This window comes from Pseudomonas sp. KH_017, assembly GCF_057840285.1.
Genome location: NZ_CM174509.1, coordinates 1,857,902 through 1,883,166 on the forward strand (window position 1 = coordinate 1,857,902; position 25,265 = coordinate 1,883,166).

The following is a 25,265-nucleotide window of genomic DNA, read 5'->3' on the forward strand; positions in this document are numbered from 1 at the left end:
GCCTGCGTATACTGGCGCGCATTACGTATTCAGGTTCATTTCACGGAGCGTCCTGCATGTCCGGCAATACCTACGGCAAGCTGTTCACTGTCACCACCGCGGGCGAAAGCCATGGCCCGGCGTTGGTCGCCATTGTCGATGGCTGCCCGCCGGGGCTGGAGATATCCCTGGAGGATCTGCAGCGTGACCTGGACCGCCGCAAGCCCGGCACCAGCCGCCACACCACCCAACGCCAGGAAGCCGACGAAGTCGAAATCCTCTCCGGCGTGTTCGAAGGCCGCACCACCGGTTGCGCCATCGGCCTGCTGATCCGCAACACCGACCAGAAGTCCAAGGACTACTCGGCGATCAAGGATCTGTTCCGCCCGGCCCACGCCGACTACACCTACCACCACAAGTACGGTGAGCGCGATTATCGCGGCGGCGGTCGCAGCTCGGCCCGGGAAACCGCGATGCGCGTCGCGGCCGGTGCGATTGCAAAAAAATACCTGGCCAGCCAGGGCATCGTCATTCGCGGCTACATGAGCCAGCTGGGGCCGATTGAAATCCCGTTCAAGACCTGGGAATCGGTCGAGCAGAATGCCTTCTTCAGCCCGGACCCGGACAAGGTGCCGGAACTGGAAGCCTACATGGACCAGCTGCGCCGCGACCAGGATTCGGTTGGCGCGAAAATCACCGTGGTCGCCGAAGGCGTGATGCCGGGCCTGGGCGAGCCGATCTTCGACCGCCTCGACGCCGAACTGGCCCATGCGCTGATGAGCATCAACGCGGTCAAGGGTGTGGAAATCGGCGCCGGTTTCGCCAGCGTTGCCCAGCGTGGCACCGAACACCGCGATGAAATGACTCCGGAAGGTTTCCTCAGCAACAACGCAGGCGGCATTCTCGGCGGCATTTCGTCCGGTCAGCCCATCGTTGCGCACCTGGCGCTGAAGCCGACGTCGAGCATCACCACGCCGGGCCGTTCCATCGACATCCATGGCAACCCGGTGGAAGTGATCACCAAGGGCCGTCACGATCCGTGCGTGGGCATCCGCGCCACGCCGATTGCCGAGGCGATGATGGCCATCGTGCTGATGGATCACCTGCTGCGCCACCGTGGGCAGAACGCCGATGTGCGTGTGAGCACGCCGGTGCTGGGTCAGCTGTAAATGGCTGACTTCATGGTCGCTGCCGTCTGATGGCGGCAGCGGCGCTCCCGTACTGGCGGCTCTCCAGTTTCTATCTGTTCTATTTCGCCTTGCTCGGTTCGACAGCGCCGTTTCTGGCGCTGTACTTCGATCACCTGGGTTTCAGTGCCGCGCGCATCGGCGAGTTGGTGGCGATCCCGATGCTGATGCGCTGCGTAGCGCCGAACATCTGGGGCTGGCTGGGCGACTACACCGGTCGGCGGCTGGCCATCGTGCGCTTTGGTGCGGTGTGCACACTGCTGACCTTTTCGCTGATTTTCGTCAGCAAGACTTACGCCTGGCTGGCGATGGTCATGGCCTTGCATGCGTTCTTCTGGCATGCGGTGTTGCCGCAGTTCGAAGTCATCACCCTGGCGCACTTGCAGGGCCAGACCTCACGCTACAGCCAGATTCGCCTGTGGGGCTCGATCGGTTTCATCATCACCGTGGTTGCGCTGGGCCGTTTGTTCGAATGGCTGAGCCTGGACATCTACCCGGCGGCGCTGGTGCTGATCCTGGCCGGCATCGTGGTCAGCAGTTTGTGGGTGCCTAACGCGCAACCGATTCAGGGTGAACGGTTGACCGGGGAGGGATTTCTCCAGCAACTGCGCAACCCCGGTGTGTTGGTGTTTTACGGCTGCGTGGCGCTGATGCAGATGAGCCACGGGCCGTATTACACGTTCCTGACCTTGCACCTTGAGCACCTGGGTTACAGCCGGGGCGTGATCGGCATGCTTTGGGCGGTCGGCGTGGTCGCTGAAGTTTTGATGTTCTTGGCCATGAGCAAGATCCTCGCGCGGTTTTCCCTGCGCCGGGTGCTGATGGCGAGTTTTCTGCTGGCGGCGCTGCGCTGGTTACTGCTCGGGTCGTTGGCCGAATTCCTTTGGGTATTGCTGTTTGCCCAGGTGTTGCACGCGGCGACGTTCGGCAGCTTTCACGCCGCTGCCATTTCATTCGTGCAACGTAGCTTCGGTGCGCGCCAGCAAGGCCAGGGCCAGGCGCTGTATGCCGCGTTGGCCGGCACCGGCGGTGCGTTGGGCGCGTTGTATTCCGGCTACAGCTGGAATGCCCTAGGCGCGGCATGGACATTTAGCATTGCCAGTCTCGCAGCCGTCGCGGCTGCCGTTATCATTGCCACACGTATGCAAGAGGACAGGCCATGAGCCTTACCCGTGAACAACTCGCCCAGGAAATCATCGACGCCGGGCGCTTTCTGTATGGCCGCGGCTGGTCGCCGGCCACCAGCAGCAATTACTCGACCCGCCTGTCGCCGACCGAAGCCTTGCTGACCGTGTCCGGCAAGCACAAGGGGCAACTGGGCATGGACGACGTGTTGGCCACCGACCTGTCGGGCAACAGCCTGGAACCGGGCAAAAAGCCGTCCGCCGAAACCCTGCTGCACACCCAGCTCTACAGCTGGCGCCCGGAGATCGGTGCGGTGCTGCACACCCACTCGGTGAACGCCACCGTGCTGTCGCGCCTGACGTCGCAGGACTTCATCGAGTTCGAAGACTACGAACTGCAAAAGGCCTTCAGCGGTGTGACGACCCACGAATCCCGGGTGCGCGTGCCGATTTTCGACAACGACCAGGACATTGCGCGCCTGGCCGCCAAGGTGCAGCCTTGGCTGGACGCCCATCCCGATTGCGTCGGCTACCTGATCCGTGGTCATGGCCTGTACACCTGGGGCGCGCGCATGAGCGATGCCCTGCGGCAGATCGAGGCCTTTGAATTTTTGTTCGAGTGCGAGTTGAAGATGCGCTCGCTCTTTAAAGCATGAACCGTTAAGGAGTTGCCCTGATGAGCAGCCTGTCCGTCTATCACGTCTCCAGCCCTGAAATCCCCAACAAGGTGCTGACCCATTTCGAAGACATCGCCTCGACCCTGGCCGAGCAGGGTGTGCGTTTCGACCGTTGGCAAGCGGCGGCGAAGATCCAGCCGGGCGCCAGTCAGGATGAAGTGATTGCCGCCTACCAGGAGCAGATCGACCAGCTGATGACCGAGCGCGGTTACGTCACTGTCGACGTGATCAGCCTCAACAGCGATCACCCGCAAAAAGCCGAACTGCGTGCCAAGTTCCTCGACGAACATTGCCACGGCGAAGATGAAGTACGATTTTTCGTCGCCGGCCGTGGCCTGTTTACCCTGCACATTGACGATTACGTCTACGCGGTCCTGTGCGAGAAGAACGACCTGATCTCGGTGCCGGCCGGCACCAAGCACTGGTTCGACATGGGCGAACATCCGCATTTCGTCGCGATCCGCCTGTTCAACAACCCGGAAGGCTGGGTCGCCAACTTCACCGGCGAAGACATCGCCAACCAATTCCCGCGCCTGGAGGACTGAGTCGATGCCGATCAAAGCGATTCTCACCGACATCGAAGGCACCACCAGCGCGGTGAGTTTTGTGTTCGACGTGCTGTTCCCCTATGCCGCCAAACACTTGCCGGCGTTTGTCCGTCAGCACGCCGAACGCGCCGATGTGGCGGAGCAACTGGCTGCCGTGCGCCGCGACAGCAACGAACCGAACGCCGACGTCGAACGGGTCATCGAGATCCTGTTGGGCTGGATCGCTGAAGACCGCAAGGCCACGCCGTTGAAAGCGTTGCAGGGCATGGTCTGGGAGCAGGGTTATCAGGCCGGGCAGTTGAAGGGGCACGTGTACCCGGACGCCGTTGAAGCGCTCAAGCGCTGGCATCAGGACGGCTTTCAGCTGTTTGTTTACTCGTCCGGTTCGATCCAGGCCCAGCGGTTGATCTTCGGCTGCTCGGAGGCGGGGGATTTGACGCCACTGTTCAAGGGTTATTTCGATACCACTTCGGGCCCCAAGCGCGAGGCGCAGTCCTACGCCAACATCAGCCAGGCGATCAACCTTGAGGCGGGGCAGATTCTGTTTCTGTCGGACATCGTCGAAGAACTCGACGCGGCGCGCATGGCGGGGATGGCTACGTGCGGGCTCGCTCGCGAGGGTGGGGAACTGGCAGGGCATGTCACCGTGGACAGCTTTGCGCGGATCGATCCTTCAGCGTTCTAAACACCGGACAACCTGTGGGAGCGGCGGTGCGGCGATCCGACTTGCTCGCGAAGAGGGAGTGTCAGTCAACATCAACGTTGAATGACACACCGCCTTCGCGAGCAAGTCGGATCGCCGCACCGCCGCTCCCACATTTTTTACAGCGAGTAATAGGTCGGCAGCGCAAACCGTTGCTGGCTCTGCAGCATGGAAATCTGCGGCAATTCACTGGCTTGTTCGGCGAGGTCGCGGCGAATCGCACTGATCACCCACGTCAGTTGGTCGCCATTGTGCAATTGCTGGTAGGAAATCGAGCGCTTGAACACTTTGCCTTCGCCACCGTTCAGGGTCAGCAGGATCCCACCGTCAGGACGGGCCTGGGTGGTGACTTCGAAGTTGGAGAACAGGGACGAAAATTTTTCCTGAATCAGGTTCATGTCTTTCAGCTCCGTTGGCTCTTGAATGGCAAGCATACGGAGAGGGTTGCAGTGATTGTGCCAGCCTCGGTTACTTATAAATAACCTTATAAAACAACAAGTTGGTATCTGTGATGATTTTTGCTTTCGTGCATTCTGCATGAATGCTCATCGTGCATCCTGCATTTTGCGAGGTCGCTCGGCGATTCGATGGAACCATTGCGTGTGCGAGGGTTCACGATTGGCCTTGTATCAATCGCGAATCAGATCGCGGATCAAGATCGTAGATCAAGATCGCGGATACAAAACATTTCAAAAACCGCGTGTACAGCTCAAGAACCGTTGACGTATTTTCGGGCTCAGTCATCGCAGCCCGACAATAAAAAGATCGAACGGGAGCATCATGAGTCGCACGTCGAACGACACGATTACCTGGGGCATGATGCTCCGCAAGCTGCCTTCCATCGCCAAGGCCATCCCCCGGGTGGTGAAAGGCATGAAGGCCGCCAACGTCAAGGACCCGACCCAAGCGTGTGGTTTGGGCTGGAGTTTCGAGCAAGCCTCGTTGCGCAACCCGGATGGCCCGGCGCTGTTGCAAGGCGACGTAACGCTCAGTTACTCCGAGGTCAACCAATGGGCCAATCGCATCGCCCATCACCTGATCGGCCAAGGCATCGGCAAGGGTGATGTGGTGGCGGTCTTCATCGAGAACCGCCCGGAACTGCTGGTGACGATTCTGGCGGTGGCCAAGGTCGGCGCGATCAGTGCGCTGCTCAATACCTCGCAGACCCGCGACACCCTGGTGCACAGTGTGAATCTGGTGGCGCCGGTGGCGATCATTGTCGGCGAGGAGTTGGTCCCGGCATACCTGGCGGTGCGTGATCGGGTGTCGATCAAGGCTCACCGAACCTGGTTCGTCGCCGATCAGGACACCTCTCGCCAACCGGGTATCGCGCCTGAAGGTTTCATCAACCTGATGACCGCCAGTCTCGACGACGCCAGCGACAACCCGGCCAGCAGCCAGCAGGTTTTCTTCGACGATCCCTGTTTTTATATCTACACCTCGGGCACCACGGGGCTGCCCAAGGCTGGCGTGTTCAAGCACGGACGCTGGATGCGCAGCTCGGCGAGCTTCGGCATGATCGCCCTGGACATGCGCCCCGACGATGTCGTCTATTGCACCCTGCCGCTGTACCACGCCACGGGCCTTTGCGTGTGCTGGGGGTCGGCCGTCAGTGGTGCCAGCGGGTTCGCCATCCGACGCAAATTCAGCGCCAGTCAGTTCTGGAACGACGCGCGCAAGTACCGGGCGACCACCATCGGTTATGTCGGCGAACTGTGCCGCTACCTGGTCGATCAACCGCCCAGCGCCGACGACAGCCGGCACGATGTGAAGAAAATGATCGGCAACGGCTTGCGTCCCGGCGCCTGGAACGAGTTCAAGACGCGCTTTGTGGTGAATCACATCTGCGAGCTGTACGCCGCCAGCGACGGCAATATCGGTTTCACCAACATTCTCAATTTCGACAACACCATCGGTTTTTCCCTGATGTCCTGGGAGCTGGTCGCGTACGACCATGACAGCGGCGCGCCGATTCGTCAGGCCAATGGCCTGATGCGCAAGGTAGCCAAGGGCGAGCAGGGCTTGTTGCTGGCAAAAATCGACGACAAGGCACCACTGGACGGCTACACCGATCCGCAGAAAACCGCCAAGGTCGTGCTTGAGGATGTGTTCGAAAAGGGCGACCGCTACTTCAACACCGGCGACCTGTTGCGCAACATCGGCTTTGGGCATGCGCAGTTTGTCGACCGCCTGGGCGATACCTATCGCTGGAAGGGCGAAAACGTCTCGACCACGGAGGTTGAAAACATCCTCCTGCAACACCCGCTTATTTCCGAAGCCGTGGCCTATGGCGTGGAAATCCGCAACACCAATGGCCGGGCCGGGATGGCAGCGATCACTCCCGCCGAATCCCTGGCAACCCTGGACTTCAGTGAGCTGCTGGCCTTCGCCCGCGAGCAAATGCCGGCCTATGCGGTGCCGCTGTTCCTGCGGGTGAAAGTGAAAATGGAAACCACCGGGACGTTCAAATATCAGAAGACCCGACTCAAGGACGAGGCCTTCGACCCGGGTAAAACCGGAGATGATCCGATCTATGCCTGGCTGCCGGGGACACAGACTTACGTGCAGGTCACGGAACAGTTGTTGTCCGACATTCACGGCGGCAAGTACCGCTATTGAATCTGGCTATGGCGGCCCATGAGAAAAAACAAGTGACAGTGTCGGGGGCGCTCGGGAAACTGTCGGCTTTTACGAATGACAGAAAAGAGAGTGCCGAATGTCAGACAAAAGCCGCCAGATGACCCCCGAAGAAGCCGCCGAATTCACCGAACAGGTATTCAACAAGGCACGGGAGGGCGATGCGGCGATGATGGCCGCGCTGCTGACCAAGGGTTTGCCGCCGAACCTGCGTAACCACAAGGGCGATACCTTGCTGATGCTGGCCGCGTATCACGGTCATGTGGACACGGTAAAAGTCCTGCTGGAGCACAAGGCCGACCCGGAGATCCGCAACGACAACGGCCAGAGCCCGATTGCCGGCGCCGCCTTCAAGGGCGACCTGGCAGTGATCATGGCCTTGGTCGACGGCGGCGCCCAGGTTGAAGGCTCGTCCTTCGATGGCCGCACGGCGCTGATGATGGCAGCGATGTTCAACCGCGTCGAAGTGGTCGATTACCTGATCAGCAAGGGCGCCGACCCGAAAGCCAAGGACGCCAATGGCATCACCGCGCTGGAGGCGGCGAAGACCATGGGCGCTTCCGATACCGTTGCTCAGCTGGAAAAACTGCTGGGCTGACGTTGAACCCTGTGGTGAGGGATTGCATCGCCACAGGTCCGCATTTCCCTCATTAATGCGCTATCCTTCGCGCCCTCAAAATTCACCTCGCTACAGGATCCTCCCCCATGAAAGCCGCACTCGTCGAACTCATCAGCAAAATCAGCTCCGGGTGCATGGGCGAAGACGAAATCCTCAAGGTCGCGGGCGAAGCGGCCCAGGCCTACGCCGATCCCGAGGCTTTCCTGACCGCCAATCCGGACATCAACTACGACGAAACCTTCCCGATCCCGCTGGGTGAGTGGGTGGTGGTCGGCAGCCTGCCGGAAACGGTGCTGTTCCAGGCTGACACCTACATGGACCTGTTCGCGCAGATCGTCGCCTCGTTCGGCCCGGGGGTGGAGTTCAATCTCAAGCCCAAGCAACTGACCAAGACCGAAGCCCTGACCGCGCTCAACCGCATCCAGGTGCAGATGAGCAGCATGAACAAGGAAAACGGTGGCTACACGCTGATGAATTTCAGCCAGTTGCTCGATGACGAGCTGCAGGTGGTCCTGGTCTACGGCAATGACGTGCCACGGGTGCTGGAATTGTGCGCAGAAGTCGGCATCGCAGCCGCGCCATCCCTGGAAGCCCTGAAAGTGGCGATCCACGTCTGATAGCAAAATACTGTCAATAAAAGGGAACCCTCGCGACGACCGTCTATCCTGAGGGGGCATATCACTCTTTGGGAGCGTCACCATGGGTTCCACGTTCAACAGCCTGGTTGCCTTGATCATTTTTGTCCTGGACATCTGGGCCATCATCAACGTGTTCAAAAGTAGCGCCGAGACCGGGATGAAAATCCTCTGGGTGTTGTTGATCGCGCTGTTGCCGGTGCTGGGACTGATCATCTGGGCCATCGCCGGGCCGCGGGGCAATGTGCGGATCTGACCGATTTCCTACAAACAACACCGAAACTGTGGGAGCGAGCTTGCTCGCGATAGCGGTCTGTCAGGCACATTGATGGTGAATCTGCCGCCGCCATCGCGAGCAAGCTCGCTCCCACATTCGACCTGTCATGTTCCGCGACGTAGAATGCGCGCCTTTCCCGGTCAATCGAGACGCTCGATTGGCCATCATGGGCGGGTAACCGTCCGTTGCCACCCGCATTCATCGGAGCACTTCCCATGAGCAACACCCCGACCAGCGACTACCTGGAAACCCTCTACGAAGGCTACGGCCAGCGTTTTCGCATGGAAAAACTGCTGCACGAAGTGCGCACCGAACACCAGCACCTGGTGATCTTCGAAAACCCGCGCATGGGCCGCGTGATGGCGCTGGACGGCGTGATCCAGACCACCGAAGCCGACGAATTCATTTACCACGAAATGCTCACCCACGTGCCGATCCTGGCGCACGGTGCTGCCAAACGCGTGCTGATCATCGGCGGCGGTGACGGCGGCATGTTGCGTGAAGTGGCCAAGCACCGCAGTGTCGAGCACATCACCATGGTCGAGATCGACGGCACCGTGGTCGACATGTGCAAGGAATTCCTGCCGAACCACTCCAAGGGCGCGTTCGATGATCCACGCCTGAACCTGGTGATCGACGACGGCATGCGTTTCGTCGCCACCACCACTGAAAAATTCGACGTGATCATTTCCGATTCCACCGACCCGATCGGGCCGGGCGAAGTGCTGTTCTCGGAAAACTTCTACCAGGCCTGCCACCGCTGCCTGAACGAAGGCGGCATCCTGGTGACCCAGAACGGCACGCCGTTCATGCAGATCGAAGAAGTGAAGACCACCGCCGGTCGCCTGCGCAGCCTGTTCCCGGACTGGCACTTCTACCAGGCCGCCGTGCCGACCTACATCGGCGGTTCGATGACCTTCGCCTGGGGCGCCACCAATACCGCTTATCGCAAGTTGTCCCGCGAAACCCTGCAACAGCGCTTCACGGGCAGCGGCATCATCACCCGCTACTACAATCCTGAAATCCACATCGGCGCCTTCGCATTGCCGCAATACGTATTGCAGGCAGTGAACAAGCCAAGTAACGACTGATGGGTTGAAACACAAAACCTGTGGGAGCGGGCTTGCTCGCGAAAGCGGTGTATCAGTCAGCAATTCTGTCAACTGACACACCCTCTTCGCGAGCAAGTCGGACCGCCGCACCGCCGCCCCCACAGTGAATTGCGGCGGAGCAAGGCGGAACAATTAGCCAGCTAACAAGGTCGAGATAGAGGTAAGCCCATTCATGGGTTTTATCGAGGAGGCACCAATGCAAAAGTGGAAAGTCACTTTCGTGGATGATCATGGCGAAACCATCGACGAAGTCTTTGAGTGCACCGAGCGCCCGGACTACGAGCGTGCCGCCAAACTCATCAAGGCCCGGCTTCTTCCTGTTGCCGCCGAACTGGATCTGAACGATCTGGAAGGGCGGACCGCCGATGCGTGCGTCAAAGAGCTCAAGTCCCAGAACAGCATTCAAATCCTCGGCATTACTCCAGTCTGAGCAACACCTCTCGCATTCACATCCAGGCCTTGGCAGAGGCTCTATCTTGAGGCTACTCTGCAAGCGAGATCAGCGAACGGATCGCTAAGGTCTGGTCTTGTCAGCTCCATGCTTGTTTCCCGCCGGCACATCGGTTGCCGTCGCTCGCGCTGTTCGGTTGCGGGTGAGGGAGTACGGAAAGTCTATCCATCGTTTTGAGGAGGACGTTTCATGAGCACAGCCTATCAAGAAGACATCAGCAGCAGCGTTCTGCGCCGCATGAAAGAAGGCGGTTTTGACTTTTCACGGTTTCATCCTATCGAGTTCTACGCCATTTTCCCGGACGAGGAGCGGGCACGCAGGGCGGCAGGTCATTTCCACCGTGGTGAATCCCTGAATGCGCAAGTCAGTGTGCGTGACGATGGCGCCTGGGCGCTGGAGTTGTGCAAGGTCATGTATGCCACCTACGACGATATCGGCGACTTCGAACAAGGTTTCGAAGCAGTGGTCGAGCCGTTGGGCGGCATCATCGAAGGCTGGGGTGTGAAACAGGAGGTACGAGGGCGACTCGCATAACCTTATGAACAGTGACAACCAGCAATGACGGCTGACCTTCGGGTTGGCCGTTTTCATTTTCGGTCATTGAACTTCGGCAAAAAAAAGCCGCCTGGGCAGACGGCTAAAAGGGAAGTTCGGTGAGCTTTTCAGCGAATGCATGGATTATCCGCAGCCATTGCCAGGCAGTGAAATCAACTCTGACTATGCTGGTGATAGGCGATCACAGCGCCTTGCAATGAAGCGGGGGCAATCAGGTTGGGGCATTTGTCGCACAGGATTGGTGCGGTGTGTGCGTCTTGATTATCCAACCGATTGAAATCTAAGCGTTTATGCCGATGGCACGGGCCTTGCGAAGGTCTGGACGTCCGAGTGACAAGGAGTACGGCATGATCCGCACCTATTTTGATGAGATGTACGATGCCGGCGGCCAGGTCCGCCCGCATTATCGGGAGTTTGCCCGTTGGCTGGCCGAGACGCCTGACGAGCTTCTGGCACAACGGCGACGCGAGGCCGATCTGTTGTTTCATCGCGCCGGGATTACTTTCACGCTCTACGGTGATGAGCAAGGGACAGAGCGCCTGATTCCCTTCGACACCATCCCCCGCAGTATCCCCGCCAGCGAATGGCGGATAGTCGAGCGCGGCTGCATCCAGCGGGTCAAGGCGTTGAACATGTTCCTCGCCGACCTTTACCACGAGCAGCGCATCATCAGGGCCGGCATCATTCCGGCCGAGCAGGTGTTGGCCAACGAGCAGTACCAGTTGGCGATGCAGGGCCTGGATCTGCACCGCGATATCTATTCGCACATCTCCGGCGTCGACCTGGTGCGAGACGGCGACGGCACCTACTACGTGCTCGAAGACAATCTTCGAACACCGAGCGGCGTCAGCTACATGCTCGAAGACCGCAAGATGATGATGCGCTTGTTCCCCGAGCTGTTCGCGGCGCAACGCATTGCCCCCATCGACCATTACCCGAACCTGTTGCTCGATACCCTGAAAAGCTCCAGCCCGATCGACAACCCGAGCGTGGTGGTGCTGACGCCGGGGCGCTTCAACAGCGCGTTCTTCGAGCATGCATTCCTGGCGCGGGAAATGGGTGTGGAGCTAGTGGAAGGCGCGGACCTGTTCGTGCGTGACGACAAGGTCTACATGCGCACCACCGACGGGCCGAAAGCGGTCGACGTGATTTATCGTCGCCTCGACGACGCCTTCCTCGATCCCCTGGCCTTCAACCCGGAATCGATGCTCGGTGTGCCGGGGCTGCTGTCGTCCTACCGTTCCGGCAACGTGGTGCTGGCCAATGCCATCGGCACGGGGGTGGCGGACGACAAATCGGTGTATCCGTTCGTTACCGACATGATCCGTTTCTATCTCGATGAAGAGCCGATCCTGAAGAACGTGCCGACCTGGCAATGCCGTAATCCGTCTGAGCTTTCCCACGTGCTGGCCAATCTTCCAGAACTGGTGGTCAAGGAAACCCAAGGCTCCGGCGGGTACGGAATGCTGGTGGGGCCGGCGGCGACGGCGGCGGAAATCGAAGCCTTCCGCGCGCGGATCATCGCCAAGCCCCATGCGTATATCGCGCAACCGACGTTGTCGCTGTCGACCTGTCCGACCTTTGTCGAAAACGGCATTGCGCCACGCCACATCGACTTGCGGCCGTTTGTTCTGTCGGGTCGTGAAACCCGGGTCGTGCCCGGCGGCTTGACCCGCGTCGCCCTGCGCGAAGGCTCCCTGGTGGTCAATTCCTCCCAGGGCGGCGGAACCAAGGACACCTGGGTGGTCGAGGATTAAAGGAAGCCTGTCATGTTAAGTAGAACTGCCTCGGATTTGTATTGGATGTCGCGTTACCTGGAGCGGGCGGAAAACCTCGCACGGATGCTCGACATCAGCTATTCGCTGTCGCTGATGCCGCAAGACGGTCGCGGCGACGGTTTGCACGAACTGGCCATGCCGCTGTTGATCACCGGCACCCTGGACGATTACCTGGAGCGCCATGGCGAACTGCATGCCGAACGGCTGCTGCATTTCTTCGCCCTGGATGCGGCCAACCCGGCGAGCATCTACAGCTGCCTCGGTGCCGCACGGGCCAGCGCCCATGCGGTGCGTGGGCGCATCACCGCCGACATGTGGGAAAACATCAACGCCACCTGGCTGGAAATTCGCGGCATCGCCGAACAGGGCCTCAGTCGCTACGGCATGAGCCGTTTCTGCGAGTGGATCAAGGAACGTTCCCATCTGTTCCGGGGCGCGTCCTACGGCACCATCATGCGTAACGATGCGTTTCGCTTCATTCGTCTGGGGACCTTTATCGAACGGGCGGACAACACCTTGCGCCTGCTCGATGCCCGCTACGAAATGGCCGGCGATCAGGCCGAAGCGGTCAGCGATGGCACCGCTCACGCGTATTACCAATGGAGCGCATTGTTGCGGGCGTTGTCGTCGTTCGAGGCCTACACGGAAATCTACCGCGACGCCCCCGGCGCCCGGCATGTCGCCGAATTGCTGTTGCTGCGGGCCGATGTACCGCGATCCCTGCGCGCCTGCACCGAAGAAATCGACCTGATCCTCGCGCAATTGCCGGGGGCCAATGGTCGTCCCGCACAACGCCTGGCGGCAGAAATGGACGCACGCCTGCGCTACACCGGCATCCATGAAATTCTCGAAGAAGGCCTGCACGCCTGGCTCACCGAGTTCATCCCGCTGGTGCGCCAGTTGGGTAACGCGATTCACAGTTCTTATCTGGAGGCCGCATGAGACTTTCCATTAGCCACGAGACCACCTATCACTACGAAGACAAGGTGCGGGCGAGCATCCAGTATCTGCGCCTGACTCCCCACGACAGCGAGCGCCAGCACGTGCTCAGTTGGCAGCTCGACTTGCCGCGTCCGGTGCGGGCGCAGCTCGATCCGTTCGGCAACATCCTGCATGTGCTGACCATGGACGAGCCCCACGAGGCGATCATCATCGGCGCCCGCGGCCAGGTCGATATCGACGAATGGCGTGAGGCCGAACACGAGAGCCAGTCGGCATTGCCGTTTCTGCGCTTCACCCGTTTGACCGAAGCCGACGCCGCCCTGCGGGCGTTCGCCGAGAAGGAATGCAAGCAACGCCGCGATCGCACGGCGCTGATCGATCTGATGCATGGCCTCAACCAGCATATGACCTACACGCCGGGATCCACGGAAGTGGACACCAGCGCGGCCCAGGCCTTTGCCGGACGCTCTGGCGTGTGTCAGGACCACACCCACGCGTTTCTCGCCTGCACCCGCAGCCTGGGCATTCCAGCGCGTTATGTGTCGGGCTATCTGTACAGCGAAAACAGCGAACACCTGGCCAGTCACGCTTGGGCGGAAGCCTGGCTTGATGACGCCTGGTACAGCTTCGACGTGACCAATGAACTGGCCCGGCCGGAACGCCATCTGAAACTGGCGGTGGGCCTGGATTACCTGGATGCCTGCCCGGTGCGCGGGATGCGCCGGGGCGGCGGGTGTGAGCAGATGCACGCCAAGGTGCTGGTTTCACCGACGCCAGCGCCGGTGATTTCGGTGCAGCAGCAGTAACAGGCAGATGTGATCCCTGTGGGAGCGAGCTTGCTCGCGATAGCGGAGTGTCAGTCACAAAAGTACTAACTGAAATAACGCCATCGCGAGCAAGCTCGCTCCCACAGGTACGATGTTGTTACGGCTTCACCTTGCGCCCAACCATATGCTGCAAATACCCCACCAGCATCTGCAGATCCCCATCCGGCAACACCTCGGCCGAGAACCCGGGCATTTTCGCCTGCGGCCACTGACGCAAACTCTGTGGATCGCGAATGTAACGCTTGAGGAAGTCCGCACCGAAGTACTCGGTCGGGTTGTACGGAATATTCAGGTCCGGCCCGAACTGCGCATCCCCGGCGCCATTGAGTCGGTGGCAGGCCAGGCAGTTCTTCTGGAACATCGCAAATCCCTTGTTCACCGGATCATCAGCCTTCAACGCCGGATCGGGCAGCAGGGCAGGGAAGCGCTCGACTACGGGCGCCAGGCGTTTGATGCTCGCCACCTGGAACGGCCATTGTTCGGGGCTGATATTGCCGGCCTGCGGATTGCTCCAGACCAGATAGAACGGCCCGGCGCCTGGCTTGCCTTCCGATAGCGGTGGCCAGGGTTTGGCCGGGTCTTCAATCGCCAGCCACGCCTGTGCCCCTTGGGTATTGAGCAACGGCGCCGCGGTCATTTCGGCGGCAAAACCATCCAGGGCCACGGCTTGCAGGTGGTCCTCAGGCTTGATGCCGGTCAGCAGCGCGGACAGCGGCACGGCGCGGTAACTCATGTCCCGCTTGTAGGAAACGTCGTTGCTGATGTCGATGGTTTGAACCTGAGGATGCTTGAGCAATTGCTCGGTCTGCCAGGTGCGACTGTTCGCGCCCAGCTCCAGGTTCAGCTGTGCGGCATACAGGGGCGAGCCGAACAGCATGGCCCCGAACAGAATGAGTATTTTCAAGTGATCGCCGTCCATGTCGTGCAAGTGCCGCAAAGATTGGCACAGCCACGCTGGCCCGGGTAGCGGGCCAGTCACATTTTGAGAGTGGCAATTCAAAAACTGTGACGCCGTATCTTTTAGACGCGACTAGCCGATGACCTTGGTCAGGTTCGGCAATATCAACAACAGCGTGGTGGCGAAAAGGATGAGCCCGGCTTGACGTACTTTCGATTGTTTGAACATGGCTTGACCGCCTTTTTTGTTATTTCCTGATGCCTGCCCGCATAGCTCCATGATGGCAGCGCGTTGCACTTCCTGTAGTGACGAGTGCCTCGGCAAAACCCGACGACAACTTCGTACAAGTTCACCTTAGAGCCCGCGTTAAGCTTGGCTTAGATCCATTTCGTATGGATATCTTACGATTTGCTTTAAAAAAGGCATGAGGCCTATTGCCAGCTTCTTTGGCGCCCGTTGGCTAGACAGCTTGGTGTCCTGAACGGTAGCTTACTACCGTCCGTCTGAGCGTGAGCGTCAACGTCTGTGAGCGCTGCGGTCATTGAATCAAACGCGGCTCGGGCCAAGAGTGGGCACTCGGTATTTACCCACCTGCACTGCGGTTCGAGGATGTCATGACCCAAGCATTGATTTTCGACGCGTTACGCACGCCCCGTGGCAAAGGCAAGGCCGATGGCGCCTTGCACAGCGTCAAACCGGTGAACCTGGTTGCCGGTTTGCTCACCGCGCTGCAACAGCGCACGGCGCTGGACACCAGCCAGGTCGATGATGTGGTGCTCGGCTGCGTGACACCGATTGGCGATCAAGGTTCCGACATCGCCAAGACCGCCGCTCAGGTGGCCGATTGGGATGTCAGCGTGGCGGGAGTCCAGATCAACCGTTTCTGTGCTTCGGGGCTGGAGGCCGTGAACCTCGGCGCGATGAAAGTGCGTTCCGGTTTCGAAGACCTGGTGGTGGTCGGTGGTGTCGAGTCGATGTCCCGGGTGCCGATGGGCAGCGATGGCGGGGCCTGGGCGCTGGACCCGGCGACCAACCTGCACAGTCAATTCACGCCACAGGGCGTGGGTGCCGATCTGATCGCCACCCTTGAAGGCTTCAGCCGTCAGGACGTCGATGCCTATGCGCTGCACTCTCAGCAAAAGGCTGCGCGGGCGCGAGCCGACGGTTCGTTCAACAAGTCGCTGGTGCCGGTGCAGGACCAGAACGGCATCATCCTGCTCGATCACGATGAGTTCATCCGTGCCGATTCGACCCTGGAAGGCCTGGGCAAGCTCAAGCCGAGTTTCGAGATGATGGGGCAGATGGGCTTCGATGCCACCGCGCTGCGGGTCTACAGCCATGTCGAGCGGATCAACCATGTGCACACCCCCGGCAACAGTTCCGGGATAGTCGATGGCGCGGCTTTGATGCTCATCGGCTCCGAAGCCAAGGGCCGGGCACTGGGCTTGCAACCACGGGCGCGGATTGTCGCCACGGCAGTCACCAGCACCGATCCGACCATCATGCTCACCGGCCCCGCGCCGGCGACCCGCAAGGCGCTGGCCAAGGCCGGGCTGCGGGTCGAAGACATCGATCTGTTCGAGGTCAACGAGGCGTTCGCGTCGGTGGTGTTGAAATTCATCAAGGACATGGCCGTCGATCCGGACAAGGTCAATGTCAACGGCGGCTCAATCGCCATGGGCCACCCGCTGGGCGCCACCGGTTGCGCCATTCTCGGCACGCTGCTCGATGAACTGGAGGCCCGACGCCTGCGTTATGGCCTCGCGACCCTGTGTGTCGGCGGCGGCATGGGCATTGCCACCATCATCGAACGCCTCTGAGCCCGGACTTCAAGGAGCCCCGTTATGAACGAAGCCATTCGTTACGAAAAAGGCCAGGACCAGATCGTCGTCCTGACCATCGACATGCCCGGCCAGAGCGCCAACACCATGAACGCGGTGTACCGCGAAGCCATGGCTGACTGCGTTGCGCGCCTGGTGGCCGACAAGGACAGCATCGCCGGTGTGATCATCACCTCGGCCAAGAAGACTTTCTTCGCGGGCGGCGACCTCAATGAACTGATCAAGGTCGACAAACCCCAGGCCAAGGCCTTCTACGACATGGTGCTGAGCCTCAAGGGCCAGTTGCGCACCCTGGAAACCCTCGGTAAGCCAGTGGTCGCGGCGATCAATGGCGCTGCATTGGGCGGCGGCTGGGAAATCTGCCTGGCCTGCCATCACCGTGTGGCGCTGGACAACCCGTCGGTGCAACTCGGCCTGCCGGAAGTCACCCTCGGCCTGCTGCCGGGCGGCGGAGGCGTGGTGCGCATGGTGCGCATGCTCGGCCTGGAAAAAGCCCTGCCTTATTTGCTTGAAGGCAAGAAGGTGCGGCCACAACAGGCGTTGCAGGCAGGATTGATCGACGCGCTGGCGAGCGATCACGAAGACCTGTTGGCCAAGGCGCGGGCGTGGATTCTGGCCAATCCGGCGGCGGTGCAGCGCTGGGACGTGAAGGGCTACCAGATACCGGGCGGCACACCGTCTAACCCGAAAGTTGCGCAGATGCTGGCGATTGCACCGTCGATCCTGCGCAGCAAAACCCAGGGCACGATGCCCGCGCCGGAGAAAATCCTCTGCGCGGCGGTCGAAGGCGCCCAAGTGGATTTCGATACGGCGCACCTGATCGAAACCCGCTACTTCACTGAACTGACCACTGGCCAGATCTCGAAAAACCTGATCGGCACCTTCTGGTTCCAGCTCAACGAAATCAATGCCGGTGGCTCGCGGCCTCAAGGTTTTGCGCCATATGTCACCCGCAAGGTCGGCGTACTCGGCGCCGGGATGATGGGCGCCGGTATCGCGTTTGTCAGCGCGTCGGCGGGGATCGAGGTAGTGCTCAAGGACATCAGCCTTGCGGCGGCGGAGAAGGGCAAGGCGCATTCGGCGGCGTTGCTGGACAAGAAAGTCGCTCGCGGACAAATGAGCATCGAGCAACGCGACACCGTTCTGTCACGCATACAAACCAGCGAAAGCGATGCCGACCTGGCCGGTTGCGAGCTGATCATCGAGGCCGTGTTCGAGGATCGGGATTTGAAGGCCAAAGTCTCATTGGCGGCGCAGAAGGTTGTCGGCGCGGACGCGGTGATCGCCTCCAACACCTCGACCTTGCCAATCAGCGGCCTGGCGTGCGCCGTGCCCGATCAGAGCAAGTTCATCGGCATGCACTTTTTCAGCCCCGTGGAAAAAATGCCGCTGGTGGAAATCATCAAGGGCGCCAATACCAGCGACGAAACCCTGGCCCGCGGTTTCGATTACGTCCTGCAAATCAGGAAAACCCCGATTGTGGTCAACGACAGCCGCGGTTTCTTCACGTCGCGGGTGTTCGGCACCTTCACCAATGAAGGCATTGCCATGCTGGGCGAGGGCGTGAGCGCGGCGATGATCGAGACTGAGGCGCGCAAGGCCGGCATGCCGGTAGGACCGCTGGCGATCTCTGACGAAGTGTCCCTCAGCCTGATGAACCATATCCGTCTGCAAACCGCCAAAGACCTGCAAGCAGAAGGCAAACCGCTGACAGAACACCCGGCATTTGCCGTGATTGACTTGCTGCTCAATGAGTTCAAGCGTCCGGGCAAGGCTGGCGGTGGAGGTTTCTACGAGTATCCGGCGGGCGGCCAGAAACACCTGTGGCCTGAGTTGAAAACCCGCTTCGAGAAAGCCGACGGGCAGATCTCGCCGAAAGACGTGCGTGATCGCCTGCTGTTCGTGCAAGCCATCGAAACCGTGCGCTGTGTGGAGGAGGGCGTGTTGACCTCGACGGCGGATGCCAACGTTGGCTCGATCTTCGGCATCGGTTTCGCCGCCTGGACCGGCGGTGCACTGCAGTTCATCAACCAGTACGGCGTGCAGGACTTTGTGGCCCGCGCCCAGTATCTGGCCAAGCAGTATGGCGAGCGGTTCGCGCCACCCGCCTTGCTGCTGGAAAAAGCAGCCAAAGGGGAGGCGTTCTAAGGGAGAGATGATGCATTTCGGGGCTTGCCTTGTCACAGCGTTTCAAGGCAGGCTCTGGGGTGTGCATTATTCCCATCACGTGTCAGGTATTTTTTATGTCGTTACGCATCTGCATTCTGGAAACCGACCACCTGCGTCCGGAATTGGTTGACCAATATCAGGGCTACGGGCAGATGTTCAAACACCTGTTTTCGCAGCAACCGATTGCCGCCGAGTTCATGGTCTACAACGTGGTGCAGGGCGAATACCCAAGCGACGACCTGGCGTTTGACGCCTACCTGGTGACGGGCAGCAAGGCCGACTCCTTCGGCACCGACCCGTGGATCGAAACCCTCAAGACCTATCTGCTGACCCGCTATGAGCGCGGCGACAAGTTGCTGGGCGTCTGCTTCGGTCATCAGTTGCTGGCACTGCTGCTCGGTGGCAAGAGCGAGCGTGCGACCCAGGGCTGGGGGGTCGGCACCCACAACTACAAATTGGCTGCCAAGGCGCCCTGGATGAACCCGGTGCGCGAAGAACTGACGTTGCTGATCAGTCACCAGGACCAGGTCACGTCGCTGCCGGAGAACGCCACGGTCATCGCTTCCAGCGATTTCTGCCCGTATGCGGCCTACCACATCAACGATCAGGTGCTGTGCTTCCAGGGGCATCCGGAATTCATCCACGACTACTCCCGCGCCCTGCTTGAGATTCGCCAGCAGGCACTGGGTGAGCAGGTCTACTCCAAAGGTATCGCGAGCCTGGAACAGGAACACCACGGCACTACGGTGGCCGAGTGGATGATGCGGTTTGTCGCGCACAAGCCAGCAGCCAAAGCGGTTTAAAAGCTAGAAGCTTCGCGAGCAAGTCGGATCGCCGCACCGCCGCTCCCACATTGAAATGCGATCAACATGTGGGAGCGGGCTTGCTCGCGAATGGGGCAACCGGTTTTCACTGTGGGTACACGTCCTACAGCCAACCGGACTTCTTGAAACTCGCCCACAACCCCACACATCCCACCGTAATGAACCCCAGCACTCCGAAATACCCGTAGTGCCAGCTCAACTCCGGCATGTTCTGGAAGTTCATCCCGTAGATCCCCGCCACTGCCGTCGGGAAGGCCAGGATCGCCGCCCAGGCCGCAAACTTGCGTTGCACTACGCTCTGGCGTGAGGCCTCCAGCAGCACCCCGACCTCAATCGTCTGGCTGGCAATATCCGCCAGCGTCGTCAGGTCTTCCATCTGCCGCGTTACATGAATCTGCACATCGCGAAAGTACGGGCGCATGTTCTTGTCGATGAACGGGAAGCTCAGTCTCTGCAGTTCCTCTCCTATCTCGATCATCGGGGCCACATAACGACGCAAGCGCAAAACATCACGACGCAGGCCATGTAGCTTCTGGATGTCGTAATCATTCAGCGAGCCACATAACACATTGCCCTCCAGCACATCGATTTCCGCGTGAATGGCTTCGCCCATCGGCTGGTAGTTTTCGATCACGAAATCGAGGATGGCATAGAGTACGAAATCTTCCCCGTGCTCAAGCAATAGCGGACGCGCCTCACAGCGCTGTCGGACATGGGCGTAGGACGCCGAGTGACCGTTGCGCGCAGTAATGATGTAGCCATTGCCGGCAAAGATGTGCGTCTCGATGAACTTGAGTTTGCCTTCATCCCGGATGGGCGAATACGTCACGATGAACAGCGCATCGCCGAAGGTTTCCAGCTTCGGTCGGCTGTGCTTTTCCAGGGCGTCTTCAATCGCCAGTTCGTGCAGGTTGAACTGGCGTTGCAGGTTGTAGAGTTCCTCGGCGTTCGGCTCTTCGAGGCCGATCCAGACAAAGTGCCCGGGTTTTGCAGCCCAGGCTGCGCCTTCGTCGAGGGTGATATTGGTGACTCTCTTACCGGCGCTATAAACCGCTGAAGCAACAACTCTACCCATGATGGTGATTCACTTCTTTTGGCAGCTTTCAATTGGCAACAAATGCAATGGCAGTGTTGATCAGCTTAGCCTTGCAGTGTTTGAGAGTCAGTTAAATCTGCCGAGTTCTGGGTAAAGACTCGCAGGCAAAAGAAAACCCGCACCAGGCGGGTTTCTTTTTCAGGCGGCTTGCAGTTGCCGGTCCATCGATTCGATGCATTCACGCATCTGCTCGCGGCACTGGGCGATCAGCATGGGCATGTCGTCCAGGCTCAATCCGGCGGTGGGAATCGCCGGCAACGAACGAATCAGAATTTTCCCACTGCGCCAGCGGTTCAATCGCATGTGTTTGACGTAACTGCTGACACACACCGGGACGATCGGCACCCCGGCGGCAATGGCCATCTGGAAGGCGCCTTTCTTGAAGGGCAGCAAGTCCTCACCCAGGTTGCGTGTGCCTTCCGGGAAAACCCAGATCGAGGTGTCTTTGTTTTGCAGGGTGTGAGTGGTGGTCAGCATCGACTTTCGCGCCTTTTGCGCATTGCCACGGTCGATCAGCACATTGCCGGCCAGCCAGAACAATTGCCCGAACAGCGGCACCCATTTCAGGCTCTTTTTGCCGATGCACACGGTACGGCGGGGCACCACATTGCCAAACACAAACAGGTCGTAGTTGGACTGGTGATTGGCGATGATCACGCAGCTGTCAGGTTTATCCATCAACGGCCCGACTTCGGCCTTCACCCGCAAACGCAAAATACACATGGCCGGCCATGCGTACAGGCGTGCGCACAGACGGCTATTGTCCGGATTGAATGGCCGACACAGGCCGAGAATCACCCCCAGTACACCCGCCACGATAAAGTGCAGGCCCATCAATGACATACGGAACAAAAACAGCATTTACAGGCCCCACCGGGACAAAAGGTGGCGCAGTGTACGGATGTACACTGTTTTCGGCAATTACTGCCAGGGAGGTGGGAGATGGCTGATGTTTGAGCTGATGTTTCCGACTAATGGGTCAGATGCGGTCTAGAGCGATTACAGACGTTTAACACAGACATGTATGAAAAAGCCCGACACGACGGTCGGGCTTTTCTTTGCAGCAGATCCGGGCTTAACCCAGATGTTCCTGGTCCTGGATGATCGCGTTGTCCAGGGCCTCCAGCAGCGCTTTGCGCACTTTCAGTTTGGTGTTCTTGTGCGCGGTCATGTTGATCTTCTTCAACTGACGAGCCGCGGCCAGTGCCGCGCCTTGCAGTTCTTCAGGCGAGACCACGACATCAAGGAAGCCGGCCGCCACGGCGCCTTGTGGATTGAACATCTCACCGTTGACCACCGAACGCTGCAACGCCACTTTGTTCAAGCGGTCACGGGCAATCTCGATGCCCGCGTGGTGCATGGTCATGCCGATCTGCACTTCGTTCAGGCCAATGCTGAACGCACCTTCTACGCCGATGCGATAGTCGGCCGACAACAGCAGGAACGCGCCCTTGGCCACCGCATGTCCCGGGCATGCCACGATCACCGGGAAGGGGTGCGACAGCAGGCGGCGGGCCAGGGTCGAGCCGGAGGTCACCAGTGCCACGGCTTCTCTAGGGCCGGCCGTCATCACCTTCAGGTCATAACCACCAGAGAGAATGCCCGGCTGGCCGGTAATGATCACCACCGCACGATCAGTCACGGCCTGATCCAGCGCAGCGTTGAACGCGGCAATCACATCCGGGGAGATGGCATTGACCTTGCCATTGCTCAAGGTCAGGGTCGCGATACCGTCTTCGAGATGGTAGGAAATCAACTCACTCATGACGCTATTCCTTTCAATAAAGTTGGGCAGACGTTACCCACCGCCGCAGGCCAGGTAAAGCGCTGTGACTGACCCGCCAGTCACCCTTTGCCCGCCCGCCAAGCGTAGCCCGCCGTGCCTGCCGCGCATTCCCCTCTATATAGAAGAGGGCACGAAGCCGGAGATTGGCCGGTTTGCCATGGCCCGGAGCGACCGGAAACGCTGAATCGCGTTAACCGCATGAAAATTCTGAAAAAAATGTTTGCCATCGGAAAAGCTTTCGACTACATTAGCGCGCCTCGACAGACAGAACTTGTTTGAAGAGATACGGTGAAGTGTCCGAGTGGCTTAAGGAGCACGCCTGGAAAGTGTGTATACAGGAAACTGTATCGAGAGTTCGAATCTCTCCTTCACCGCCACATTTATACGAAAAAGCCCTGATTATTCAGGGCTTTTTCGTTTCTGCGTTTCTGAAAAAACTCCAGCCCGGCAAATCATTCCATCAGGGATGAAATGGATTGTCGCCCCGTGCCCAATATTTGCCTCACATCCTGGTAGCGATCCGCGAGAATGTTTACCCTGGCATTGCCCAGGATTGCAGCGTGTAGCCCTCCTGGCTCAACTCGGCGCGTACCTCTTCCAGCAGGCTTTCCAGCTGTGCCGGGTCGGAATAGGTACTGGTTGGAATCTGTTTGCGACAAATGTGAGTGCTGGCCCGGTCGATGACAGTCAGACTCAGTTCACCATTACCGCCTTGCGCAGCCCAGGCGACGCATTGAAAAGGTTCGAATGCGTGGCCGGCAATCAAAAGTGCTTCGTTGATGCGCAACGCGGTGCTCATGGGGCCTCTCTCCTTGTACCGAAACAAATGATCCGCAGTTGACCTGCTGCATGAAGTCATGCAGCAGGGAATTTCAGGCTTTCATTGCTTTACATAACTGCCTGGCGCCGGCTCCAGAGGCGGGAATTTGTCATTCCCTATGTGCGCAACCGCTGGTTGGCGCTCGCCGGAGTGTCCCGCCAGCCAGTTGAACCAATCATTCCACCAGCTACCGGGTTGCTGCTCAGCATTCTTGAACCAGGTCTCCGGGTTTTTCGTGACCCGATTATTGGTCCAGTAATGGCGCTTCTGCTTGGCCGGTGGATTGATGACGCCGGCGATATGCCCTGAAGCTCCTAATACAAAACGCTTGGCCCCGGAGAGCAGGTTGGTGCTGGCGTAGGCGCTTTTCCAGGGCACGATGTGATCGTCATGGGTGGCGAGGATGTAAGCGGGAGCGTCAATTGCACGCAAATCAAGCTTGACCCCACAGCACTCCAGCTCGCCAGATTTCAAATCGTTCTGCAGATAGGTGTGGCGCAGATACCAGCAGTACATCGGCCCCGGAAGGTTGGTGCTGTCGTTGTTCCAGAACAGCAGATCAAGCGGGATCGGCTTCTGCCCCTTGAGGTATTTGTCGACGTTGTAGTTCCACCACAGTTCGTTGGGGCGCAGTAGGGAAAAGGTATTGCCCATGTCCTCACCACGAAACAGACCGATGGGACCCTTCATGCCGCCGATGGTGCGTTCTCGATAGGCCACCAGTTCTTCGTCGACGAATATGTCGATGGGGCCGGTATCCAGGTAGTCAAGGAACGTGGTGAACAGGCTCACGCTGGCGATTTCCCTGTCGCCGCGTGCAGCAAGTACTGCCAGCGCCGTGCTCAGCAGGGTGCCGCCGATGCAGAAGCCCACGCAATTGAGTCGCTGCTCGCCACTGATATTGCGGGTCACCTGCAAGGCGTCGATTACCCCGTGCTCAATCAGGTCATCCCAGGTAGTGCCAGCGTGTTCCTCGTCAAAGTTGCGCCAGGACATCAGGAATACGGGATGTCCCTGTTCCAGCAGGTGGCGGACCATCGAGTTGTCCGGGCGCAGATCAAGGATGTAGTACTTGTTGATCGATGGAGGTACGACGAATACCGGGTGTCGGTACTGGGTTTCGCTTTGCGGGTAGTACTGAATTAGCTGGAATAGGTGATTCTCAAAGACGATTTCGCCGGGGGTGTTAGCCAGATCGACGCCAACCTTGAAGGCGTCGCTATCACACTGGCGCATTTTGCCTTCGTTCATGTCGCTGGCCAGATGCTGCATACCTGTGAGCAGGCTGGCACCTTGAGTCTCAACCACACGCTGGAGCGCATCAGGGTTACTGACCAGGAAATTGCTTGGCGCACTGGCGGCAATGGCTTGCTCCACCAGATAGCGCAGGCGTTGGCGCGGTTTTTTTTCGTCGATCAGCAGCTTGTCGAGCAGTTTCAGGAGAAAGCTTGCGTTGAGCAGGTAAAACGCAGCGAGGGAGCCGAACAGTGGCTCGCTCCAGTTGCCGCTGGAGAAGCGTCGATCATCGAAGCTGAAGGGTTGGCCGGTCAGCAGTTTTTGGCCGAGTTGGCCCCATTGAACCTGGTAGTCCGCTTGAAGGCTGTCCAGGGTTTCGCGAGGTAACTCGAACCAGGCGCCGTGCTCATGCCCGGAAAACCACGGATTAGTGCTGACCCATAGACGTAATTGTTGCACTGCAAAGGAAGCGATGAACGGAACCTGGCCTGACCAATAGGTTTTGAATGTATGCGCGTTGTTGTCCATAAAGTTCCTTGCCCAT

Annotated in this window: 25 protein-coding genes and 1 tRNA gene; 19 read left to right on the top strand and 7 right to left on the bottom strand. The window is 59.4% G+C overall.

Annotated elements, in window-relative coordinates:
• Nucleotides 1-56: 56 nt before the first annotated feature.
• From aroC to mtnC, 5 genes are read left to right on the top strand one after another with little or no spacing between them, the layout of a single operon-like run.
• Nucleotides 57-1,148: a chorismate synthase gene (gene aroC, locus AC3IT6_RS08500; protein WP_007974902.1), complete on the top strand. Its 1,092-nt coding sequence runs from the start codon at nucleotides 57-59 to the stop codon at nucleotides 1,146-1,148.
• Between the two features lie 29 nt (nucleotides 1,149-1,177).
• Complete coding sequence (locus AC3IT6_RS08505) at nucleotides 1,178-2,329, top strand: MFS transporter (protein WP_489354880.1); 1,152 nt, start codon at nucleotides 1,178-1,180, stop codon at nucleotides 2,327-2,329.
• Complete coding sequence (locus AC3IT6_RS08510) at nucleotides 2,326-2,946, top strand: methylthioribulose 1-phosphate dehydratase (RefSeq protein ID WP_056721832.1); 621 nt, start codon at nucleotides 2,326-2,328, stop codon at nucleotides 2,944-2,946. Before AC3IT6_RS08505 ends, AC3IT6_RS08510 begins: the two co-directional genes overlap by 4 nt.
• A 20-nt stretch (nucleotides 2,947-2,966) precedes the next feature.
• On the top strand, nucleotides 2,967-3,512 hold the full coding sequence (locus AC3IT6_RS08515) for a 1,2-dihydroxy-3-keto-5-methylthiopentene dioxygenase (RefSeq protein ID WP_489354881.1): 546 nt from the start codon (nucleotides 2,967-2,969) through the stop codon (nucleotides 3,510-3,512).
• Between the two features lie 4 nt (nucleotides 3,513-3,516).
• The gene (gene mtnC / locus AC3IT6_RS08520) at nucleotides 3,517-4,200 is read left to right on the top strand and encodes an acireductone synthase (protein WP_489354882.1); all 684 of its coding nucleotides are present in this window, start codon (nucleotides 3,517-3,519) and stop codon (nucleotides 4,198-4,200) included.
• 137 nt (nucleotides 4,201-4,337) lie between these two features.
• On the opposite strand, the gene AC3IT6_RS08525 is transcribed toward mtnC, so the two are convergent.
• Entirely contained in the window at nucleotides 4,338-4,616 is a 279-nt protein-coding gene (locus AC3IT6_RS08525; protein WP_489354883.1) for a DUF3509 domain-containing protein, read from the bottom strand.
• A gap of 382 nt (nucleotides 4,617-4,998) precedes the next feature.
• Here AC3IT6_RS08525 and AC3IT6_RS08530 point away from each other — a divergent pair, with 382 nt between their 5' ends.
• The 10 genes from AC3IT6_RS08530 to AC3IT6_RS08575 all read left to right on the top strand — a co-directional run bounded on the left by AC3IT6_RS08530 (nucleotide 4,999) and on the right by AC3IT6_RS08575 (nucleotide 14,030).
• Nucleotides 4,999-6,837, top strand: coding sequence for a long-chain-acyl-CoA synthetase (locus AC3IT6_RS08530; RefSeq protein ID WP_489354884.1), 1,839 nt, complete (start codon nucleotides 4,999-5,001; stop codon nucleotides 6,835-6,837).
• Between the two features lie 97 nt (nucleotides 6,838-6,934).
• Nucleotides 6,935-7,453, top strand: a complete 519-nt coding sequence (locus tag AC3IT6_RS08535; protein WP_489354885.1) for an ankyrin repeat domain-containing protein — start codon at nucleotides 6,935-6,937, stop codon at nucleotides 7,451-7,453.
• A 107-nt stretch (nucleotides 7,454-7,560) separates the two neighbouring features.
• The gene (locus AC3IT6_RS08540) at nucleotides 7,561-8,091 is read left to right on the top strand and encodes a hypothetical protein (protein ID WP_489354886.1); all 531 of its coding nucleotides are present in this window, start codon (nucleotides 7,561-7,563) and stop codon (nucleotides 8,089-8,091) included.
• A gap of 82 nt (nucleotides 8,092-8,173) precedes the next feature.
• Nucleotides 8,174-8,365 (top strand): PLD nuclease N-terminal domain-containing protein, encoded by a 192-nt coding sequence (locus tag AC3IT6_RS08545; protein WP_489354887.1) that lies wholly within the window; start codon nucleotides 8,174-8,176, stop codon nucleotides 8,363-8,365.
• Nucleotides 8,366-8,601: 236 nt separating this feature from the next.
• Nucleotides 8,602-9,477: a polyamine aminopropyltransferase gene (gene speE, locus AC3IT6_RS08550; RefSeq protein WP_046042939.1), complete on the top strand. Its 876-nt coding sequence runs from the start codon at nucleotides 8,602-8,604 to the stop codon at nucleotides 9,475-9,477.
• Nucleotides 9,478-9,694: 217 nt separating this feature from the next.
• On the top strand, nucleotides 9,695-9,928 hold the full coding sequence (locus AC3IT6_RS08555) for a hypothetical protein (protein ID WP_223447031.1): 234 nt from the start codon (nucleotides 9,695-9,697) through the stop codon (nucleotides 9,926-9,928).
• Nucleotides 9,929-10,138: 210 nt separating this feature from the next.
• On the top strand, nucleotides 10,139-10,483 hold the full coding sequence (locus tag AC3IT6_RS08560) for a ribonuclease E inhibitor RraB (protein ID WP_108218961.1): 345 nt from the start codon (nucleotides 10,139-10,141) through the stop codon (nucleotides 10,481-10,483).
• Nucleotides 10,484-10,851: 368 nt separating this feature from the next.
• Nucleotides 10,852-12,261 (top strand): circularly permuted type 2 ATP-grasp protein, encoded by a 1,410-nt coding sequence (locus tag AC3IT6_RS08565; RefSeq protein WP_056721849.1) that lies wholly within the window; start codon nucleotides 10,852-10,854, stop codon nucleotides 12,259-12,261.
• Nucleotides 12,262-12,273: 12 nt separating this feature from the next.
• Nucleotides 12,274-13,224 (top strand): alpha-E domain-containing protein, encoded by a 951-nt coding sequence (locus tag AC3IT6_RS08570; RefSeq protein ID WP_150724614.1) that lies wholly within the window; start codon nucleotides 12,274-12,276, stop codon nucleotides 13,222-13,224.
• The gene (locus tag AC3IT6_RS08575; RefSeq protein WP_150758897.1) at nucleotides 13,221-14,030 is read left to right on the top strand and encodes a transglutaminase family protein; all 810 of its coding nucleotides are present in this window, start codon (nucleotides 13,221-13,223) and stop codon (nucleotides 14,028-14,030) included. The genes AC3IT6_RS08570 and AC3IT6_RS08575 overlap by 4 nt, the downstream gene beginning before the upstream one ends.
• Before the next feature lie 118 nt (nucleotides 14,031-14,148).
• On the opposite strand, the gene AC3IT6_RS08580 is transcribed toward AC3IT6_RS08575, so the two are convergent.
• Complete coding sequence (locus AC3IT6_RS08580) at nucleotides 14,149-14,970, bottom strand: c-type cytochrome (RefSeq protein WP_489354888.1); 822 nt, start codon at nucleotides 14,968-14,970, stop codon at nucleotides 14,149-14,151.
• Between the two features lie 593 nt (nucleotides 14,971-15,563).
• On the opposite strand from AC3IT6_RS08580, the gene AC3IT6_RS08585 reads away from it, so the two are divergent.
• The 3 genes from AC3IT6_RS08585 (at nucleotide 15,564) to AC3IT6_RS08595 (ending at nucleotide 19,762) form a co-directional block, all read left to right on the top strand.
• Nucleotides 15,564-16,769 carry an acetyl-CoA C-acetyltransferase gene (locus tag AC3IT6_RS08585; protein ID WP_223459058.1) on the top strand — a complete coding sequence of 402 codons (1,206 nt, stop codon included), beginning with the start codon at nucleotides 15,564-15,566 and terminating at the stop codon, nucleotides 16,767-16,769.
• A 24-nt stretch (nucleotides 16,770-16,793) separates the two neighbouring features.
• A complete protein-coding gene (locus AC3IT6_RS08590) occupies nucleotides 16,794-18,938 on the top strand; it encodes a 3-hydroxyacyl-CoA dehydrogenase NAD-binding domain-containing protein (RefSeq protein WP_489354889.1) in 2,145 nt (714 codons plus the stop codon).
• A gap of 95 nt (nucleotides 18,939-19,033) precedes the next feature.
• Entirely contained in the window at nucleotides 19,034-19,762 is a 729-nt protein-coding gene (locus AC3IT6_RS08595; protein WP_489354890.1) for an amidotransferase, read from the top strand.
• Nucleotides 19,763-19,886: 124 nt separating this feature from the next.
• Here AC3IT6_RS08595 and AC3IT6_RS08600 read toward each other — a convergent pair whose 3' ends face one another.
• The 3 genes from AC3IT6_RS08600 to AC3IT6_RS08610 form a co-directional block, all read right to left on the bottom strand.
• Nucleotides 19,887-20,858 (bottom strand): magnesium and cobalt transport protein CorA, encoded by a 972-nt coding sequence (locus AC3IT6_RS08600; protein ID WP_489354891.1) that lies wholly within the window; start codon nucleotides 20,856-20,858, stop codon nucleotides 19,887-19,889.
• A gap of 159 nt (nucleotides 20,859-21,017) precedes the next feature.
• Nucleotides 21,018-21,740, bottom strand: a complete 723-nt coding sequence (locus tag AC3IT6_RS08605; RefSeq protein ID WP_489354892.1) for a lysophospholipid acyltransferase family protein — start codon at nucleotides 21,738-21,740, stop codon at nucleotides 21,018-21,020.
• Between the two features lie 214 nt (nucleotides 21,741-21,954).
• Nucleotides 21,955-22,644, bottom strand: a complete 690-nt coding sequence (locus AC3IT6_RS08610; protein ID WP_150724622.1) for a crotonase/enoyl-CoA hydratase family protein — start codon at nucleotides 22,642-22,644, stop codon at nucleotides 21,955-21,957.
• Between the two features lie 308 nt (nucleotides 22,645-22,952).
• On the opposite strand from AC3IT6_RS08610, the gene AC3IT6_RS08615 reads away from it, so the two are divergent.
• Nucleotides 22,953-23,042 (top strand) — tRNA-Ser (locus AC3IT6_RS08615).
• A 155-nt stretch (nucleotides 23,043-23,197) separates the two neighbouring features.
• Here AC3IT6_RS08615 and AC3IT6_RS08620 read toward each other — a convergent pair.
• Nucleotides 23,198-23,464: a DUF1652 domain-containing protein gene (locus AC3IT6_RS08620; RefSeq protein WP_218431337.1), complete on the bottom strand. Its 267-nt coding sequence runs from the start codon at nucleotides 23,462-23,464 to the stop codon at nucleotides 23,198-23,200.
• 81 nt (nucleotides 23,465-23,545) lie between these two features.
• The gene (gene phaC / locus AC3IT6_RS08625) at nucleotides 23,546-25,249 is read right to left on the bottom strand and encodes a class I poly(R)-hydroxyalkanoic acid synthase (RefSeq protein ID WP_489354893.1); all 1,704 of its coding nucleotides are present in this window, start codon (nucleotides 25,247-25,249) and stop codon (nucleotides 23,546-23,548) included.
• Nucleotides 25,250-25,265 lie beyond the last annotated feature (16 nt).